This window comes from Polyangium jinanense, from assembly GCF_028435265.1.
GTDB classification, from domain to species: domain Bacteria; phylum Myxococcota_A; class Polyangia; order Polyangiales; family Polyangiaceae; genus Polyangium; species Polyangium jinanense.
Genome location: NZ_JAGTJK010000108.1, coordinates 1 through 16,297 on the forward strand (window position 1 = coordinate 1; position 16,297 = coordinate 16,297).

Annotated in this window: 20 protein-coding genes and 1 pseudogene; 12 read left to right on the plus strand and 9 right to left on the minus strand. The window is 67.5% G+C overall.

Annotation, left to right across the window (positions count from 1 at the left end):
- Both KEG38_RS53525 and KEG38_RS53530 read right to left on the minus strand, forming a co-directional pair.
- Positions 1-239 (minus strand): hypothetical protein (locus KEG38_RS53525; RefSeq protein WP_272428823.1); only part of this gene is annotated, 239 nt, incomplete at its 3' end.
- Positions 240-244: 5 nt separating this feature from the next.
- Entirely contained in the window at positions 245-742 is a 498-nt protein-coding gene (locus KEG38_RS53530; RefSeq protein WP_272428825.1) for a hypothetical protein, read from the minus strand.
- 611 nt (positions 743-1,353) lie between these two features.
- On the opposite strand from KEG38_RS53530, the gene KEG38_RS53535 reads away from it, so the two are divergent.
- From KEG38_RS53535 to KEG38_RS53555, 6 genes and pseudogenes are all read left to right on the plus strand, one after another.
- Positions 1,354-2,094, plus strand: coding sequence for a hypothetical protein (locus KEG38_RS53535; RefSeq protein WP_272428827.1), 741 nt, complete (start codon positions 1,354-1,356; stop codon positions 2,092-2,094).
- Between the two features lie 130 nt (positions 2,095-2,224).
- Positions 2,225-2,449: a hypothetical protein gene (locus tag KEG38_RS53540; protein WP_272428828.1), complete on the plus strand. Its 225-nt coding sequence runs from the start codon at positions 2,225-2,227 to the stop codon at positions 2,447-2,449.
- A complete protein-coding gene (locus KEG38_RS53545; RefSeq protein ID WP_272428829.1) occupies positions 2,436-2,870 on the plus strand; it encodes a hypothetical protein in 435 nt (144 codons plus the stop codon). The genes KEG38_RS53540 and KEG38_RS53545 overlap by 14 nt, the downstream gene beginning before the upstream one ends.
- Positions 2,842-4,593: a bifunctional DNA primase/polymerase gene (locus KEG38_RS53550; RefSeq protein WP_272428831.1), complete on the plus strand. Its 1,752-nt coding sequence runs from the start codon at positions 2,842-2,844 to the stop codon at positions 4,591-4,593. The genes KEG38_RS53545 and KEG38_RS53550 overlap by 29 nt, the downstream gene beginning before the upstream one ends.
- A gap of 491 nt (positions 4,594-5,084) precedes the next feature.
- Positions 5,085-6,047 (plus strand): annotated as a pseudogene (locus KEG38_RS56335) (tyrosine-type recombinase/integrase); the annotation flags it as partial.
- A gap of 367 nt (positions 6,048-6,414) precedes the next feature.
- Complete coding sequence (locus KEG38_RS53555; protein ID WP_272428832.1) at positions 6,415-7,185, plus strand: hypothetical protein; 771 nt, start codon at positions 6,415-6,417, stop codon at positions 7,183-7,185.
- Here the strand turns inward: KEG38_RS53555 and KEG38_RS53560 are convergent.
- Positions 7,182-8,057: a LysR family transcriptional regulator gene (locus tag KEG38_RS53560; protein ID WP_272428834.1), complete on the minus strand. Its 876-nt coding sequence runs from the start codon at positions 8,055-8,057 to the stop codon at positions 7,182-7,184. The genes KEG38_RS53555 and KEG38_RS53560 overlap by 4 nt on opposite strands.
- Before the next feature lie 70 nt (positions 8,058-8,127).
- Between KEG38_RS53560 and KEG38_RS53565 the strand changes: the two genes are divergently transcribed.
- The gene (locus tag KEG38_RS53565; RefSeq protein WP_272428835.1) at positions 8,128-8,886 is read left to right on the plus strand and encodes an MBL fold metallo-hydrolase; all 759 of its coding nucleotides are present in this window, start codon (positions 8,128-8,130) and stop codon (positions 8,884-8,886) included.
- A gap of 8 nt (positions 8,887-8,894) precedes the next feature.
- Here KEG38_RS53565 and KEG38_RS53570 read toward each other — a convergent pair whose 3' ends face one another.
- Positions 8,895-9,668, minus strand: coding sequence for a class I SAM-dependent methyltransferase (locus KEG38_RS53570; RefSeq protein WP_272428837.1), 774 nt, complete (start codon positions 9,666-9,668; stop codon positions 8,895-8,897).
- 254 nt (positions 9,669-9,922) lie between these two features.
- On the opposite strand from KEG38_RS53570, the gene KEG38_RS53575 reads away from it, so the two are divergent.
- Positions 9,923-10,819, plus strand: a complete 897-nt coding sequence (locus tag KEG38_RS53575; RefSeq protein WP_272428839.1) for a hypothetical protein — start codon at positions 9,923-9,925, stop codon at positions 10,817-10,819.
- A gap of 66 nt (positions 10,820-10,885) precedes the next feature.
- Here the strand turns inward: KEG38_RS53575 and KEG38_RS53580 are convergent, their stop codons facing one another.
- Complete coding sequence (locus KEG38_RS53580) at positions 10,886-11,182, minus strand: CsbD family protein (RefSeq protein WP_272428841.1); 297 nt, start codon at positions 11,180-11,182, stop codon at positions 10,886-10,888.
- Between the two features lie 148 nt (positions 11,183-11,330).
- On the opposite strand from KEG38_RS53580, the gene KEG38_RS53585 reads away from it, so the two are divergent.
- Positions 11,331-12,269, plus strand: coding sequence for a hypothetical protein (locus KEG38_RS53585; RefSeq protein ID WP_272428842.1), 939 nt, complete (start codon positions 11,331-11,333; stop codon positions 12,267-12,269).
- Between the two features lie 177 nt (positions 12,270-12,446).
- On the opposite strand, the gene KEG38_RS53590 is transcribed toward KEG38_RS53585, so the two are convergent.
- Positions 12,447-12,818, minus strand: a complete 372-nt coding sequence (locus KEG38_RS53590; RefSeq protein WP_272428844.1) for a hypothetical protein — start codon at positions 12,816-12,818, stop codon at positions 12,447-12,449.
- Between the two features lie 136 nt (positions 12,819-12,954).
- Here KEG38_RS53590 and KEG38_RS53595 point away from each other — a divergent pair, with 136 nt between their 5' ends.
- Positions 12,955-13,518 (plus strand): RNA polymerase sigma factor, encoded by a 564-nt coding sequence (locus tag KEG38_RS53595; RefSeq protein ID WP_272428846.1) that lies wholly within the window; start codon positions 12,955-12,957, stop codon positions 13,516-13,518.
- A 9-nt stretch (positions 13,519-13,527) separates the two neighbouring features.
- Positions 13,528-13,791 carry a hypothetical protein gene (locus KEG38_RS53600; protein WP_272428848.1) on the plus strand — a complete coding sequence of 88 codons (264 nt, stop codon included), beginning with the start codon at positions 13,528-13,530 and terminating at the stop codon, positions 13,789-13,791.
- Here the strand turns inward: KEG38_RS53600 and KEG38_RS53605 are convergent, their stop codons facing one another.
- The 3 genes from KEG38_RS53605 to KEG38_RS53615 form a co-directional block, all read right to left on the minus strand.
- Positions 13,792-14,289, minus strand: coding sequence for a DUF2452 domain-containing protein (locus tag KEG38_RS53605; protein WP_272428849.1), 498 nt, complete (start codon positions 14,287-14,289; stop codon positions 13,792-13,794).
- A gap of 116 nt (positions 14,290-14,405) precedes the next feature.
- On the minus strand, positions 14,406-15,164 hold the full coding sequence (locus tag KEG38_RS53610) for a hypothetical protein (RefSeq protein WP_272428850.1): 759 nt from the start codon (positions 15,162-15,164) through the stop codon (positions 14,406-14,408).
- 147 nt (positions 15,165-15,311) lie between these two features.
- Positions 15,312-15,656: a hypothetical protein gene (locus tag KEG38_RS53615; protein WP_272428852.1), complete on the minus strand. Its 345-nt coding sequence runs from the start codon at positions 15,654-15,656 to the stop codon at positions 15,312-15,314.
- Positions 15,657-15,763: 107 nt separating this feature from the next.
- Between KEG38_RS53615 and KEG38_RS53620 the strand changes: the two genes are divergently transcribed.
- Positions 15,764-16,117, plus strand: a complete 354-nt coding sequence (locus tag KEG38_RS53620) for a YciI family protein (RefSeq protein ID WP_272428853.1) — start codon at positions 15,764-15,766, stop codon at positions 16,115-16,117.
- Positions 16,118-16,297: the final 180 nt, after the last annotated feature.

Genomic DNA, 16,297 nt, shown 5'->3' on the forward strand with positions numbered 1-16,297 from the left:
GGCCTCTCGAGGTGACCGGCGCGCTCGACCCCGCCGACCTCGACCCCGGCGACGCTCGCGAGCAGGCCCGGCGTTCCCGGCGTTCCCAGGCGTTCCCCGGCCGGCAGGAACGCGAGCGACGAGCAGGACCAGGGCGATGCCCTCGGGCCCGAGGTCGACGCCACCTCGACCCCGCGGCGCTCGACCGCGACGAGCTCCCGGGCGATGCCGCCGACGTGGGGCTCGACGTCCAGGACCACGGCGATCACCTCGACCCGCCCGGCGAGAAGAGCGGCGAGGAGGGACGTGCACGCGAGCGGCAACGCCGGCCCGGCCCTCGACCCCGGCGACGTCTCCGCCGTTCACCACGATCCCGGCGCGCTTCGGCCGCCGCGCGAAAGTCGCCTCCCTTGCGCCCGACGAGCCCCCGCACTGTTCGAGGCCCCTCGCGATCCACGGCCCTCGCAATGGTTTGGCCGAGCGTAACCCCGACCCTCGACCCCACCTCGCCGATGATGCCGTCGGGCCTCTCGAGGTGACCGGCGCGCTCGACCCCGCCGACCTCGACCCCGGCGACGCTCGCGAGCAGGCCCGGCGTTCCCGGCGTTCCCAGGCGTTCCCCGGCCGGCAGGAACGCGAGCGACGAGCAGGACCAGGGCGATGCCCTCGGGCCCGAGGTCGACGCCACCTCGACCCCGCGGCGCTCGACCGCGACGAGCTCCCGGGCGATGCCGCCGACGTGGGGCTCGACGTCCAGGACCACGGCGATCACCTCGACCCGCCCGGCGAGAAGAGCGGCGAGGAGGGACGTGCACGCGAGCGGCAACGCCGGCCCGGCCCTCGACCCCGGCGACGTCTCCGCCGTTCACCACGATCCCGGCGCGCTTCGGCCGCCGCGCGAAAGTCGCCTCCCTTGCGCCCGACGAGCCCCCGCACTGTGTTGGCAATCTGCCATCCCCGGGCCACCAAACCCCGCCCCTTGGCACTCCGCCGCACCGATTCCCGAACCTGTAACCCCGCTCTCTGTTCTTCTCACTTCCCGCACCGAGACGGCGCCCCGGCGGAGACGTTCCCACGTTCCCGCCCCTAAAGGGGCGGGGAACGGGGAACGCTCGCCTAGCGCCGATGGGAGCACCGACGGGAAGGCATGGGAATGCCCTGGGAACGTGCTGGGAACGCTTGGGAACGCTACGCGAGCAGCTACCGCGCGCCCGTGGGAATGTTTGGGAATGTACACTCGACCTTGACGCCCGTCCCCTGGGAACGTGCTGGGAACGCTTGGGAATGCCTGGGAACGCCGGAGGGAGCGCCAGGGAACGCGCTCGGCCGATCTAGACCCCGGCACCCGCGCGCCGGTAGCCTCCGCGCTCGACCATGAGCACCGACCCCGACCACAACGACGACGCGCCCGCGGATGACGCGGTAGCCCAACTGTTACGCAGTTCGCTGACGCCCGAGGAGTGGGAACGCGTGCGCGCCGCTCATGAAAGATCGGGTCAGATAATTCGCGCACTCATGCAATGGGGATGGCATGAATCTGTGCGCCCACTTGTCGCCGAAAACGTCACGGATGACGAATTGAGTCAGGCACACGATCTGGTTAGTGATATCGTGAATGCATTGCGCACTGGTCGACGTCTTGACCTTGCCAGAATACCGCTCGCGCTCAACGTGATGAGGGACGTCCCAAACCCCCGCGAGAAGGAGGCCGTTAAGCTGCGCTTTCTCTCGATGTTCTGTGAATGCGCATTGACATGGCTGCACTTCGCGAAGCACGACCCAGAAAGGGTGCACCAGTTTGCTCCCACTTCGGTCCTGACCGATTACGATCCTGCTTTTGCCAAGCTCGACAATACATTATTTGATCAGTGCGTCAAAGAGATTACATGGGGTAAGCGTGGTCCGGGTGCGAATGGTTGGATCCGTGCTGCTGCCCGGGTAGCGGCCAGCGTCGGTGCTTTCGGGTATGCCGAAAAGTACCAGGACGAAAACGAGCGCTTCGAAGCGTTCAACAATCACTTCGGCAAGCTGTGGAGCAAGGCCGACAGGGAACGGTTCCCCGACCCCGACCCGCGGCGGTTTCCAAAGCCCAAGCCATCAGTGCGCAAAAAATAAGCTTACTCGCGGAGTAAGACTTACTGGCGGAGTAAGTCTTACTCACGAGGTAAGCATATGTTTTCATTGAACTACTTTGAAAGTAAGCTTTGACGGCTTCTTTCGCGGGGATTACTTCTTAACCCCGCCAATGACGCAGTTACTCACGAAGACCCAGCTTGCCCACGTGCTCGCCGGCATCGCAGGAACGGAGCACAAGACCGCGCTACGGTATCTCGACGGCGAGGCCGTACGGCAGACCGTCCGCGAACGGCTGGATCTCGCCCGGCGTCAATGGGACGACATGGTAGCGACCTACCAGGCGAGCCAAGCGGCGCGCGCCCAACCGGGAGGCCCCGAGCATGCCGCCCGTTGACCCCGTGCCCGACGTCGCGGAAGCCCTGCGCCCGCTCGCGTCCCTGCTCGTCACGATCGTGCGTGAGGAAGCGGCGAAGCAGGCCAAAGGCGACGAGGGACCGCGGTACTACGACAAGAAAACGTTCCCCTGGGGTGAACGCGCCTTTGAGCGGCTCACGGTGCAAGGGAAGCTCCGGAGCTTCAAGGCGCCCGACGGGAAGACGATCCTCGTCCTACGGGAAGAGGCTCACGCGTTCATCGAAGCGCAGGAGGGCGCGCGGCCCCGAGCTCCCCGCCCGCCTCCCCAGGCGCGCGCGCTCGCGCCCGAGGAGATCACGACCGACATGATCGGCGATGCCATGATGCGCGGCGAAGGCGTACGGCAACGCGGCCAAGGAACACGGAGGCGCAATGGGCCCGCTACTCGACGCAGCCCTTAGTTACGCCAAGGCGTGGAAGTGGCCTGTCTTCCCGCTGCACGGCGTACACGGCGAGGGGGACGCTATCGCCTGCACGTGCGATGCCGGGCCGACGTGCGACCGCAAGGGCCGACACCCGAGGTTTCCCGAGGCGATCCAGCGCGCCACGTGCGACGAGGCGACGATCCGTCAATGGTGGGCGGAGTGCCCGGACGCGAACATCGGCCTTCCTACCGGCGCGACGTCCGGGATCGTGGCCCTCGAGATCAACCCCGCGGAAGACGGCGCCGCCACGATATATGATGCACTCGAGGCAGGGCACGAGCTGCCCGGCGTTCCGTGGCTTGATACGAGCAGCGGAGCCCTGCACCTATTCCAGGCGCCCGAAGATCCAATCAAGGGCCGGCTCCCGGTGGATCGTGGCCTGTACCTCCGCGGCGACGGGTCGTTTGTCGTGCTTGAACCGTCCACAAGCGAGGACGGCTCCCCGTACAGGTTCCGGGACGGTGCGGGCCCTGGCATGGTTGCCCCCGTGCCCTTGCCGCCGTGGATCCTGGACAAGGTAGCAGGGCGGCAGCCGAGCGACGCGAAGCCCCCTGCCGAGCCCGACGGGTATATATTCGCCGTCCGATCGGCCGCTGACATATTCGAGGCGCCGATATCGGATGCTGACTGGCTCGTTCGTGGATTGCAGCTATGCCGCGGCGCTAGGCCGGCAATCGTTGTCGCATTCAGCGGAACAGGTAAAACCCTCATCCTACAGGCTCTCGTTCTGGCATGCGTCACGGGACGGGCGATATGGGGCTCCGAGCTGCTTTTGCCAAACGGAAGACTCCGCGTGCTCCACCTGGACGTAGATCAAGGCGAGCGGGCATCGTTCAAGCGATATCGAAAACTCGCCCGCGGCATGGGCATTGATTGGAGAGCGGAGGTCCAGGGCCAGCTATGCTATCGCGCGTTTCCTCCCATGTCACTCACGGACGAAGACGCGGAGCAACGATTGCTTGCCAATGTGCGAGGTTACGACCTGGTAATCATCGACGCGTTTCTCGGGATGATCCCAGGGGAAGACGATAACAAGGCCACCGTAGGCCGGTTTCTCCACCTAATGCGACGCGTAGCAGCCGGTGCCAATGTTGGATTCGTCATCATTCACCACACTGGCAAGGGCGGGGGAGACGGAAGCAATGCCGCCATCGATCCTAAGCGAGCGCTGCGCGGCTCTTCAACTATCCGAGACAACGCGGGCGCCGTTTTTCTGATCTCCGGCGAAAAGGGCGAGCCCAAGCGCATCGAGCTCACCAAAGACGCGGAAGACTCAGACGGTGAGCCATTCGAGCCGATTTACGTCGAGTTTCGCGACATCCCGATAGGCGACAACCCGCGGGCGGCGCTCGACATCGTCGCGGTGACAGAGGACGAAGCCAAGGAACGGGCCGAGGAGGAGAAAAAGAAACAGTGGGCACCCACAATGAAAAAGGCTCTCCTCGCGACGCAACGCTGTCCAGGTATCAGCAAAACGAAGCTATTCGATGACGTCAAAGGCAACCGCGACGTATTCAACGACGTCGTGGCATGGCTGCTGAGAAAGGGATTCGTCGAAAACAAGGGTAGCGACACGCGGCACAAGTACGAGCTCGGCGAGGTCGGCCAAGCGTGGCTTGACAAGCCCTTCGCAGGTTCGCGCCGCCCGTCCGGCGACGTCCGGACCGGCGAGACGGAGCCCGACCCCGAGCCCGAGTAGCAGGCGAGCGGCCCGCGCGCGGTCCCAGGATGCCCGTGGACGCGCCCGCGACGCGCGGACGGGCGGACGAAGCTCCCAGGCTCGCGAGCCCCACGACGGGCGAGCCACGCGGCGAGGAAGGCCCTACGGGTCCGGCCCCCTCGACGCGCACCTTGACGCCGGCCCCCGCTTGTGCTCGCCTGTACGGGCAGTAACAAAAAAGCGGGGCCCGCCCGGTGCTGAACACGCCGAACGGACCCCTGAGCCAAACCCCGACAACAGCGAGGTTTGACCTATGGGCCTTTTAGCGCCTTTTTGGTCGAGATCCAGCGTTTTTCCATCCAACCCGTACAACGCGGAGGGCCGGTAATATGGGCCGTCCGCGAACGGGATCGGTGCGCAAAGAGGGCGATCATTTCGTCGCTCGCATCCTTCTGGACGGCCGCTACGTCCGGCTCCACCTCCCCGCCGAGATTCAGGGAACCCCCGTATCCGAAGCTCGCGCGAAGGACATGGCCGCCCACTTGGCCAGCAACCCCGACGAAGCGCGCCGCATACTCGACGCGCAACGGAACACGCGCCGCAGCGGCTCGCCCGTCGCGAAGGGCGAGACATTCGACGAGTACCTAAACCGCTGGCTCGACGAACGCGAGCGCGCCGGTTATGCGTCAATCAGCCGTGATCGCGGCTCGATCCGTGCGCACATCTCGCCGATGATCGGGAGCAAGCCCATTGCAGGGATCACGCGCCGAGACCTCGAGGCGGCGGTAAAGTCCCTTGATGATTCGGTGAACGCCGAGCGGATCGCCTGGAAAACCGCGAAGCGGGTATGGGACACCGTGCGAAAGCTCTTCAAGGATGCCTGCCGCTCCAAAAACCCGGCCTTGCGCGTGCGTGACGATAACCCCGCGTCCGAGGTGGAGCCCCCCGATCGGGGCGTCGAAAAGGCGAAGGTCTACCTCTACCCCGACGAGTTCCTACGCCTCGTCCAATGCGAGGCGATCCCGCTTGCATGGCGCCGTCTGTTCGCCGTCGCCGTGTACCTCTTCCCGCGCTTCTCAGAGCTCGATCGGCTGAAATGGGAGGACATCGACCTAGAGCGGCGGATCATCAACATCTGTCGAGCGTGGGACGATTACCGCAAGGTCGAGAAGGAGCCCAAGGGCGGCAAGTCTCGGCGCTTCTACTTCGAGCCGGCCCTCGTGCCTTTGCTCCGCGTCATGCACGCCGAGCAGGGCGGGACGGGGTACATCTTCCTCGGCACGCTCGACAAGCCCGCGGCGAGCTTTCGCGAGTGCCTACAGGCAGCGGGGATCAACCGGCCGGATCTCTACCTCGCCGATGCCACGCACAAGCGGATCACGTTTCACGACCTCCGCGCGACGGGGATCACGTGGATGGCGCTTCGGAAGGACGGGCCCATGGTGATCCAGCAGCGCGCCGGCCATGCCGATTTTGACACCACGCAGGGCTACATCCGCGAGGCGGAATCGATCCGGGGCAACGTGGAAGAGCCCTTCCCGCCGCTTCCGGAGTGCCTATTCGCGCCCGTCCGGCCGAGCTCCCCCGGCGGAAGCTCCCGCGGCGGACGCGCCCCCCGCGGACGCTCGCGCGCCCGGAATCTGTCAGAGTTTCCGTCGGAACGTGGCCAAGTGTCCGGAATCGCTCGACCCGTAGGGCACTCCCGCCTCCGCTCCCGCGTCCGCGTCCGCCCCCGCACCCGCACCGCCGCCGAAATCCGCGCGGGCCGAGGCGGCCGAGCGTGTCCTTTTCCTGGCGACCCACCTGCGCACGACGGAGCTCCGCGAGGCTTGTCCCGAGACGCTCGCCGAGGCGCCGCGCGTGCGTTGCTTGCTGTCGCTGCGGTACGCCGACAACGCGCCCTCGAAACAACTCGCGCTCGACCTCTACGAGGAGACGGGCTCGCTCGCGGGGCTCTTGCCCGAGGAGGAGACCGAGGACGGGCGCGGGCAGAAGGTGCGGCTCCGGCCCGCGCGGCCCGTGGGGCAGAACCGCGACCACCTCGTCTGGATCCTCACGGCGATGCGCGGGTACGCGCGCTTCTTCGCGACCCTCGAGGCCCGCACGGGCAAACGCGTGACGATGCGGGATCGACCGCTCGATTTTCGATTTTTTTACACCGAGAAGGGCGGCGCCCCGAGCGCGTTCGCGGTGAACCAGAACATCGGCTACAACCTGTTCGGCGCTGTGAACGTCTCCGAGGAGGCCGTGCGGGATACGTTGTTCCACGAGATCTTCCACCTGAACGACGCGTGGCACGAGCAGTGGTCGACCCGCACGCTCGGCGCGCTGCACGAGGGGATCGTCACGCGCTGCAAGGACAATCGGCGATGCCTGTTGCCCTACGCGCCGACGGACACGACGATGAACGGCAGGCTCTACGCGTTCCTGCCCCGCGGCGGCGTGCGCGAGTACGCGGCCGAGCTCGCGCTCCGGTTCTTCCGCGAGCAACGCCTTGCGCTGGACGACAAACCCCTGCCCTCCCGGCCCTTCAAGTGCGGACCGCCGGAGAACGCCGAGGCGATGCGGCTGCTCGCGGACGAATTCTTCGGCGGCGCGGACTTCACGCCGGCGTGTGACGCCGCGCCCTAGGTTCTGCGACGGTCGAAGGCGTCGATCGCCCCCAGCCATTGCATGACCGCGCGCACCTTGGGCACGCGTTGCTTCGAGCGGTGCACGACCATCCAGAAATCGCGTGACGGAATCGGGCCGAGGTCGAGCGCGCCGACGGAGCGCGGGGAGACCTCCACGACGCCTTCGAGCCGCGCGGCGAGGCCACGCGGCAAGACGGCGACGCCGAGCCCAGCTTCCACCACCACCCCGAGCGATTCGACGTCCTCGACGAGCAAGCGCGGCGGACGCGCGAATGCACGCGCGGCGTGACGTTGCTCGGGGATGTGTGCGAGGGAGCCCGTGAGCCCGAGCCAGGGGATGTCGGTATGCAGCGCAAGGAGCGCGGATGCAAACAAGCCGTACGTCTCCGTGTGCAGCCTGCGCGCGAAAAGCTCCCCGCGCGCAGGCCGCGCGAGCCGCAGCGCCACGTCCGCTTCGCCGGCGGCAAGGCTATTGACTCGATTGTCCGCGAGAATGCGGAGGCGCAGGTTCGGATAGGCCTGGTAAAACGAGGGCAGCTCCCTGGCGAGCACCCAGCGCAAGAGCTCACCAACCGTCGTCAAGGTGACCTCCCCGGAAAGCTTCGGCGTCTCTTCGAGGGCCGACTGCGCGACCAGCGCGGCGTCCACCATCGGCTGGACGGCCGCGAGCAGGGCGTCGCCGCGCTCGGTCAGGCGCACGGGAGACTCGCGTACGAGCAGCGGCGCGCCGGCGTGCTCCTCCAGCTTGCCGAGTTGCCTGCTGATCGTCGACTGACTCACGCCGAGGGCCCTCGCGGCCGCGGTCAAATTGCCGAGCCGCGCGACCGTCTCGAAGGTGCGGAGCAGATCCCAGTCCACGCTTGCCTCCATGCAAAAACGGATGCCTGGAATCCATCCATGCGGTCTTTCATCCGTTCTTGCAACACCTACCCTGGTGGACATGAAGATTCATCACCTGCGTAGCGCCACGCTTCTCCTCACGCTGGGCGAGCATCGACTGCTCGTCGACCCCATGCTCGGGGACGCCGGCTCCATGCCCGGCTTCAAGTTTTTCGGAGGCGGACGCCGCCCGAATCCGCTGGTTCCGCTGCCGCCCGAAACCAAGGCGTGCCTCGACCAGGCGACAGGCGTGATCCTCACGCACGTGCACCCGGATCACCTGGATACGGCGGGCAAGGAATGGATCCGCGCGCGCGGGCTCCCCGTGTGGGCAAGCCGCAAGGACGTCCCGAGCTTGAAACGAAAAGGCCTCGACGCGCGAGAATTGCGAGACGGCGCGCTCGGAATGGCCGTGGAGGTCATCCCCGCGAAACACGGCCGCGGTTTGTCGGGGTGGCTCATGGGGCCCGTCTCCGGATACCACCTCGCGCATCCGGGGGAGCCGAGCGTCTACATGACCAGCGACGCCGTGCTCACCGAGGACCTCCTCGCCGCCCTGGATCGGCTACGGCCGGACGTCGTCATCGCCCCGGCGGGCTCCGCGAACTTCGGCCTGGGCGACATCCTCTTCTCGGTCGACGAGCTCGTCACGCTCGCGCGGCGCGCGCCCAAAGACGTGGTCTTGAACCACCTGGAGGCGCTCGATCATTGCCCGACGACGCGGGCCGCGCTCGGCAAACGCATGGCGGCCGAAGGCCTCGCCGCGCGGGTGCACATCCCCAGCGACGGCGAGGCGCTGCATTTCGAGAAGCGCGCGTGACGCGCGGCTCAGTCGTCCTTCTCGGCGAAGATCACCATGCGGTTCTGCGCGAGGCCGATCGGGTCGCCGTCCCAGGTGCCGAAGGCCTCGGTCACGTGGAGGCCGACGGAGGCGAGCAGCGCGCGGATCTCGGTGAAATGGTAGAGGCGCACGGAGAAGCGAGCCTCGCGCGTGCGGCCGTCTCGCACGAGGATGCGGTAATCGACGAGGCGGCCCGTGACCGGGTCGAAGACGTGCCGGTCGATCATGAGATCCGGGCCCTTCTGCAGGATGGTGACGGGCAAGAGGGCGCGCACCATCCAGTCGCGGTTGCGCACGTCGAGGCAGAGCTTGCCCCCGGGCCGGAGCGCGCGCGTGATGCGGCGCAGGACGTCGAGGTTCTCGTCGTCGCGGTGCAGGCCGAAGACGTCGAAGAGGCAGAGGACACGGTCGAACGACGCCTCCTCGTCGAGCGTGCGGAGATCGGCGACGCGGTAGTCGATCGGGAGGCGGGACGCCTCGGCTTCCCTGCGGGCGAGCTCGACGAAGCCCTCGGTGCGGTCGATGCCGACGACGTCGAAGCCGCGCCGCGCGAGCTCGAAGGCGTGCCGTCCGTGGCCGCAGCCGAGGTCGAGCACGCGCATGCCGGGCGTCATGCCGAGGTGCGAGACGAGGACGTCGACCTGATGCTCCGTGCGTTCGGCGCGCAGGGTGTCCTCGTAGAAGTGGAGGTAATCGTCGACGTCGAAGACGGCGTCCCAGTCGAAGACGTAAAACCTCTCGTCATCCAGGTTCTGGCTCATGGTCGGTCCGGGCCGCATGCTAGAGCGCCGAACAGTTCGGCGCTCTGCGAGATCGCGAAGCGAGCTCGCCTCGGGGGGTGAATCGGCCGGGCTTTGCCCGGACGAGAGGGGGACGCGAGGCGTCTCCCTCGGGACGAAAGAAGGCTAGAACATCGAGCGGTTGTCAAACCGATCGATGTTCTAGCCGAGCTGAGCGGACGAGGGAACGCGCGAAGGGCTCGCCTCTCTCGACGGGGCGTGGTTAGGTGGGCGCGATGAGCGACGAGGTGAACCCTTACACGCCGCCCGAGGCCAAGCCGGGGGAAGCGCGCGCGAAAAAGAAGAAGAAAAAAGAGCCCGCGCCCGCGCCCGCGCCCGCGCCCGCGACCACCTCGATCGCCGAGGCCCTCGAGCGGCTGAACGAGCACATCGATGACAGGTCGAAGGTCGAGCGAGATCGCAAAGAGGTGGGCAGCAGGCTGCGGATCGCCACGATGGTGCTCGTCTTCTTCGGCGGGACGGCGGTCCTCGGCATGCTCGCCGGCATCCTGCGAGGCGCGCCGATGCGCGGAGAGGGGTTCGTCCTTTCGCTCGCCTTCACGTCGATCTTCGCCGTCCTCGGCGGGGCTCTGCTCGCCGTGGACCTCTCGATCGCGCCGCGGAGCAGGGTCGTCGGGGCCGACGTGATGCTGAAGAGCTTCCTCCGCGCGATGGCGGTGGGTCGCGAAGGGTACGCCTGGTCGTGCCTCTCCCCCACGGCGCGCAGCCAGACCGTGCGTCAACCGTCCCTCGGCGAGTTTCCCGTGGGCCCCGGCGACTTCTCGCTCGCCACGCCGACGGGCGTGAAGGACTACGCCTCGACGTTCCTTCGCGTCGGGCACGGCTACATCCGCAACACGAAGGTGAAGCGCGCGTCGATCGTGCGCGAGGACGGCGACGTGGCCGTCGTCGAGATCCACGCGGCCCTCCAGGCCTGGTCGCAGTGGGCGAACGTGATCGCCGCGCTCGGGGTCGTCGTGATCCGCCCCTGGGGCGCGCTCCTGTTCCCGGTGCTCTACCTCGCCCTGCAAAAGCGGCACGAGATCACGTTCCGGAAGACGCTGCTGCGCGGCAAGAATGGGCTCTGGTACGTCTACGCTGGCGATCTCTTCGAGAACCAAGCGTCGAGCTGAAAGCCGAAAAAAGGATGCGCCGCTCCCGCCCCGGCGCGCTGGGCGGGAGCGGCGCCCCAGCACGTCTTACTTGTTGAGCTTCTGGCGAACCTCGCCCTTCAGCTCCTCGAATTTGCCTTCGGCCTGCTTTCGTTCGTCGCCCGAAAGCGCGCCCGCGGCGCCCTTCACGCGGCCGCCGGCCTTCTCGAACGTCCCCTCGACCTGCTGGCCCGCCTTCTCGACGTCCTGCCGGCCCTGTCCGTGGCCCTGATCCGAGATGCCTTCACGACGAAGCCGCTCGTCGTCGGTCAGGTTGCCGAGGGCTTCCTTGGCCTTGCCGCCAAGCTCTTCGGCGGCGCCTTTGATCCGGTTTCCGATTCCCATGGTTTCCCCTCTCGGGTCCGTCTGGACCCTTCTTGTTGATAGGGGTTCCCCTGGGCAATCGACGTGCCGGAGCGCTTGGCGCCGAACCTATACATACGAACGAGCTCGACCGCGATGGTTTCCCCGGAGCCGGCCGAATGGAGTCATCATGAGCCGAATGCACCCCGATCCGCCGGCCGAATCTCCATACGCCGAGCTGCCCGAGGATCTCCGCGAGACGATCGTGCGCTCGTTCGTGGACCGGTTGGCCGGCGCGGCGGGCGCGCAGGACAACCTGATGTTCGGGTTCCGCGATCCCGCGCCGAAGACGGCGTGGGACGCGCTCGATCGCCTCGGGCCGATGGCCGTGAACATGCTCGTGCGGCTGTTCCATCGCATCGAGGGCATCGATCGCACGCTCGGGACCTGGCGCGAGATCCAGTGGATCCGCAATCAATGGTGGGGCGGAAGCGCCGGGTTCAAGGTCGTCTACCGGAATCCGGCCGCGATGCGGAGGCGGCTCGACGATCTGCTCATGGGGGAGCGCGGCAAACGCGTGGCGCGGGATGCGTACGTGGGCGGGCTCGAGCATCAGCTCCGCCCCGCGATCAAGCTCCTGCCGCGCGCCTTGTTCATGGGCCCGCGCGCCGAGCTGCCCGACGCGGATACCTGGCGCGAGGTCGACGTGCCCTTGCAAGAAGGCACGCATTTCTGCGTCGGAAAGAGCGAGCAGCCGGAGCGGCGTCATCCGTCGCTCGACGACATCCACCTCGATTGGTCGTCGCCGGTGGAAAGGATCGACGAACGCACGGGCCGTTGCGATTACCTCGAGCCCTGGGAGGGCAGCGTGATGCACTGGCTCGAAGCGAAGCTCGGCCGCGGCGCGCCGGTGTTCACGTTCGAAGTGGCCCGCGAGGTGATCGCCCGGGGGAACGAGCTTTCCCGTGCGTCGTCCGCCGCCGCGGAGGTAGCGCGCTTTCGAGCGATCGCCGCGAGCTTTCTGCGCGACGAGATGGCGCTCGCCGTGCGCGGGCGGGTCGGGTACGAAGCGTCGAAGGCGCGGCTCGACGAGATCGAGCGGGCGGTTCGGGCGCTCGAACCGCGCTGAGAGGGTGTTCCACAGACGTCGTCGGCCCCAGAACCTCACCCCCCGACCCCCTCTCCGCGCGGCGGAGAGGGGGCGAAAGGCGCTGGATCGAGCCGGAAACTCCCTCCCTCTCCACGGTGTGGAGAGGGAGGGTTGGGGTGGGTGAGGTCCGGATGCCTGCGGAACACCCTCTGAGCCTCAATCCGAGGCGCGCCCGCGCAGCGCGCCCACGCCGAGCAGGATCGGGACCAGCGTGAGGAAGATCCCGCCGAGCGCGCCGGGGCGGCTCGCTTCTTTGAGGCCGATGATGAGGGTCCGGGCGATCTCCGCGTCGGGGACGCGCTGCGGATCTTCGAGGTACGAGCACACGGCGGCGACGTTCGTCCAGGTCGCGTGTGCCGTGACGGTCAGGAGGGTGAGCCACATCGCGCCTGTGAAGGCCAGGCGTCGGGGCTCGGGTCGGCGCGCGAACCAGGCGGCGGCGCCGACGGCGATGAGCCCGAAGAGGAGCGTGGACCACATCCCCCAGCCGCCCTCGGCGAAAAACTGCCACAAATCGAAGCCTTTCATGACGCTCGTTCTCCTTGGCTCGGCGCGGACCCGAAAGGCGCCGTCCCCATGACACGAAGAACACCGGGCGGCGGCGAACGTGACAGCATTTTTTTTCTGTCACGCCTGGGCTAGTTCCGTGTTCGAGGGGGACGACATGGACCGGGCCGAGGAAGCAGAGCTCGTCGCACGCCTCCGCAAGGGCGACAAGGCGGCGCTGCGGGTGGTGTACGCGTCGTTCTCGGACCGGATCTTCGGCTTCCTCCTGCGGCTCGCGCGGAGGCGCGACGTGGCCGAGGATCTGCACCAGGAGACCTGGGTGTCCGTGGCCCGCCACGCCGAACGGCTCGCGGACGGGACGGATCTCGCGGCGTGGCTGTTCACGATCGCCCGGAACAAGTTCCGGTCGTGGCGGCGCTGGGCCGCGCTGGATTTCACGCGGCTTTCGTTCGATGCGGAGGGCGCCGAGCCGGAGGGGCCATCGGCGCGTCCGGACGCGGGGGACGAGATCGTCGCGCTGGAGAAGGCGCTCGAAGCGTTGCCCATGGCCCACCGCGAGGTGCTCTTGCTCGTGGGGGTCGAGGGGCTCGAACCGAAGCAGGCCGCGGAGGTGCTCGGGATCCAGCCCGAGGCCTTCCGGCAAAGGCTGTCGCGGGCGCGCGCGGCGCTCGCCGAAAAGCTCGATGGACCGGCGCGGAAAGACGCCGCCGTGATAGGATGAGGTGAAACGATGAACGGCCGTGACGACGATCCGCTCCTCGAAAAACTCCGCGGTTTGCCCGCGCCGTCGCTCGCGCCCGCGCGTCGGGCGAAGACGCTCGATGCGGCGGAGGCGGCGCTCGGAGGAAAACGGCGCGCAGGCTTTCGGTGGCCTGAGTTCGCGGTCGCGTCGGTGCTGGCGCTGGCGGGCGCGCTTTATACCGTCGAATCGTTTGCCCGGATCGGGCACATTTATGGGCGGCCCGCGGTCGCGGCCGCGGACGGAACCCAGTAATCAGCCTTCCGAGAGGAGCTTCTGCACGAGCGCGCGTCCCTCGGGGGTCCGGTCGCGCTCGGCATTCGCGCCGTTCATCGGCGTCCAGCTCATGTCGACTTCGAGGCGATAAGAGCCTTCGAATGCGTGCGGGGGCGAGCCGCCCCATTCTGCGGGCGAGAGCATCGAGAAATAAAGGTCGTCCTCGCTGCGCCGATAAAGGTGGTAGACGCGGCCGGGGATCTTGCGGAAGTTGCAACGCGCGCGGTGCAGGCGCGCCGAGATGCGCGCTTCGTCGAGCAGGCGGCGCGCCTCTTCCTGGAGCGCGCGCATCTGGTCGCGGATGACCTCGAGCTTGCCCCCGACGACCATGCCGAGCGCCTGATCGGCTTTTTCGATCTCCTGGGCCATGTCGACCAGGTCGATGCGCGCAGCGAGCCGGCTCGTGGGGTAAGGGACGGCGCGGGTCGTGGCGAGCTCGGCCGAGGGGGTGGCTTTCGGGTCGTCTTCGAGGGCCATGGTGCGGGTTCGGAGGCTCGTCTGCCTCTTCGAGGTGGTACCCTCGGCGTGGGCGCGATGCAACCTGCACGCCCGCGGACGCGCACCGGGCGTGGGAAGGGGCGGCAATGCGGCCGTCAGTCGTCGTCCTCGGTCGCCGCGAGCGGCGCGATCAGGATCCGCGTGACGATCGAGAGCTCGCCTTTCCCCCAATCGGTCATCGAAGAAAGCTTGACCCTTTGCGATGGCGTGGACCATCGCGCGTCGAGCAGGTAGCGCGAGGCAACCGCGTTCGTGTCGTTTTTGTGCACGCGTCCGCCCTTGCGAACGCGGATAGGCGCGCCGAAGAGGAGCGTCAGATCGTTCATCGTCGCGTGCGCCTTGGCGGCGACTTCGCGCGTCGCTTGCTCGTGATCGTCCGGTGACGCTCCGCCCAGCGTGTTCTTGTCGACGGCGCGGTACTCCTCGAAGGACAGGCGCGAGAGACAGCCGTACGTGATGTCGAAGTTCCAATCGCCTCGAAGCCCGTTGACCATCGCATGGAAGTGCCAGTCCCCGTCGCTATCGGTCTCGGTGCTCGTCGGATCGTGCTCCAAGACGCGGACGATCTCTTCGCGCGTCATGCCGAGCCGGATCTCACCGCTCTGGAGCTTCTGAAACAAGTCGATCCCTGATGGGGTCAGCCGGCGCCATCCGAGCGTGATCGGGATCTTGATCGCGGCTGTGGTGGGCGGCGTCGGCGTCGGCGACGTCGTCGACGTCGACGTCGGCGTCGGCGTCGGCGTGATTGGGACTTCGGGCGCGGCTGCGGTGGATGGTGGCGGCGACGAAGGTGCCGGTGGGGATGCGCAGCCGAAGCCGAGCACCCACGCGATGAGCAAGTATTGGCGGCGCATCAAGCGATATCCTGGAGGTACTCTGCCCTCACTCCTCCCGGTCGTATAGGTCAAGCCCATGGCGCTCGCCGCCCCCGCCGCTCCGCACCCCGCCCCTGCGGGACCGCCACCGCACCCGGCTCGGGTCGAAATCCCGCTGATTCGCCCCTATCCCGGTGTGGCACGCGATGCGGCGGACCGTGCCCGCTTCATGGCGGCGAGACGGTTGAAGCTGCCGAAGGTGCGTTTGAGCTTGCGCACTGCGATCCGGATGGCCTTGGCCTCCTCCGCGGTGAGCTCGAGCGCGTCACGCACGGCAAAGACGCCGAGGCCGAATGGCTCGACGTGGTCGCCCGCCTGCGAAAATACGTCGAATACCGCGCCATGAACGGCGACGCGGAGACGCGCCTCGAATGCAAGGCGCTCATCGCCCCCCTGCAAGACGCGCTCGACCGCGCGAACGCCGCCGCCGCGAGCCGCGCGACGCGACAGCGGAAAAAGAGCGCGGAACAACAAGCCGGCGTGAGCAGGGCCGGCGCGGTCGGCTCCAGGCGACGAAGCGCTGGCTCCCGCCGCGCCCGCGCCTATGCTTGAGGCACAACCCAACGCCGGAGCGCCCCATGCCCCGCTTTCTCGCCGTCTACACCATGAAGCCGGAAGACATCGCCGCCTTCCGCGCGCGCCCCAAGTCCGAGCAGGAGGCGATCGATAAGGTCGGCCTGAAGGCGTGGGAGGAGTGGCGTAAGCGCAACGCCGCCGCGATCGTCGCGACCGACGTCATGGTCGGCAAGACCAAGCGCGTCACCAAGTCCGGCATCGCCGATGCGCAGAACCAGATCGCTGGCTTTGTCATCGTCGAAGCCGCCGACATCGCCGCCGCCGCCGGCCTCTTCCAGGACCACCCGCACATCACCGTCTTCCCCGGCGACGGGATCGATGTCATGCCCGTCGTCACGGGGCCGCCGGAGGACTAGCCGCCATGAAGAGCGGGACGGGGTGCCCTAGTTTGAACTCGCCGCCTGCCCTAACTAACAATCCCCCGGCAAAGCCGGGGGGTTTCGATGTGTGAGCCGCTAAAAGCGGCTGATTTACGGGCCGCTCGCGAGCGGCCTTCGGAGCCACCTTAAGGTGGCGCTCGATCCTACAGGAGGCGG

What these genes read in the sequence shown, in the direction of transcription:
- KEG38_RS53535 (WP_272428827.1), top strand. Translation starts at nt 1,354, where the DNA reads ATGAGCACCGACCCCGACCACAACGACGACGCGCCCGCGGATGACGCG.
- KEG38_RS53540 (WP_272428828.1), top strand. Translation starts at nt 2,225, where the DNA reads ATGACGCAGTTACTCACGAAGACCCAGCTTGCCCACGTGCTCGCCGGC.
- KEG38_RS53545 (WP_272428829.1), top strand. Translation starts at nt 2,436, where the DNA reads ATGCCGCCCGTTGACCCCGTGCCCGACGTCGCGGAAGCCCTGCGCCCG.
- KEG38_RS53550 (WP_272428831.1), top strand. Translation starts at nt 2,842, where the DNA reads ATGGGCCCGCTACTCGACGCAGCCCTTAGTTACGCCAAGGCGTGGAAG.
- KEG38_RS53560 (WP_272428834.1), bottom strand. Translation starts at nt 8,057, where the DNA reads ATGGAGGCAAGCGTGGACTGGGATCTGCTCCGCACCTTCGAGACGGTC.
- KEG38_RS53565 (WP_272428835.1), top strand. Translation starts at nt 8,128, where the DNA reads ATGAAGATTCATCACCTGCGTAGCGCCACGCTTCTCCTCACGCTGGGC.
- KEG38_RS53570 (WP_272428837.1), bottom strand. Translation starts at nt 9,668, where the DNA reads ATGAGCCAGAACCTGGATGACGAGAGGTTTTACGTCTTCGACTGGGAC.
- KEG38_RS53575 (WP_272428839.1), top strand. Translation starts at nt 9,923, where the DNA reads ATGAGCGACGAGGTGAACCCTTACACGCCGCCCGAGGCCAAGCCGGGG.
- KEG38_RS53580 (WP_272428841.1), bottom strand. Translation starts at nt 11,182, where the DNA reads ATGGGAATCGGAAACCGGATCAAAGGCGCCGCCGAAGAGCTTGGCGGC.
- KEG38_RS53585 (WP_272428842.1), top strand. Translation starts at nt 11,331, where the DNA reads ATGAGCCGAATGCACCCCGATCCGCCGGCCGAATCTCCATACGCCGAG.
- KEG38_RS53590 (WP_272428844.1), bottom strand. Translation starts at nt 12,818, where the DNA reads ATGAAAGGCTTCGATTTGTGGCAGTTTTTCGCCGAGGGCGGCTGGGGG.
- KEG38_RS53595 (WP_272428846.1), top strand. Translation starts at nt 12,955, where the DNA reads ATGGACCGGGCCGAGGAAGCAGAGCTCGTCGCACGCCTCCGCAAGGGC.
- KEG38_RS53600 (WP_272428848.1), top strand. Translation starts at nt 13,528, where the DNA reads ATGAACGGCCGTGACGACGATCCGCTCCTCGAAAAACTCCGCGGTTTG.
- KEG38_RS53605 (WP_272428849.1), bottom strand. Translation starts at nt 14,289, where the DNA reads ATGGCCCTCGAAGACGACCCGAAAGCCACCCCCTCGGCCGAGCTCGCC.
- KEG38_RS53610 (WP_272428850.1), bottom strand. Translation starts at nt 15,164, where the DNA reads ATGCGCCGCCAATACTTGCTCATCGCGTGGGTGCTCGGCTTCGGCTGC.
- KEG38_RS53620 (WP_272428853.1), top strand. Translation starts at nt 15,764, where the DNA reads ATGCCCCGCTTTCTCGCCGTCTACACCATGAAGCCGGAAGACATCGCC.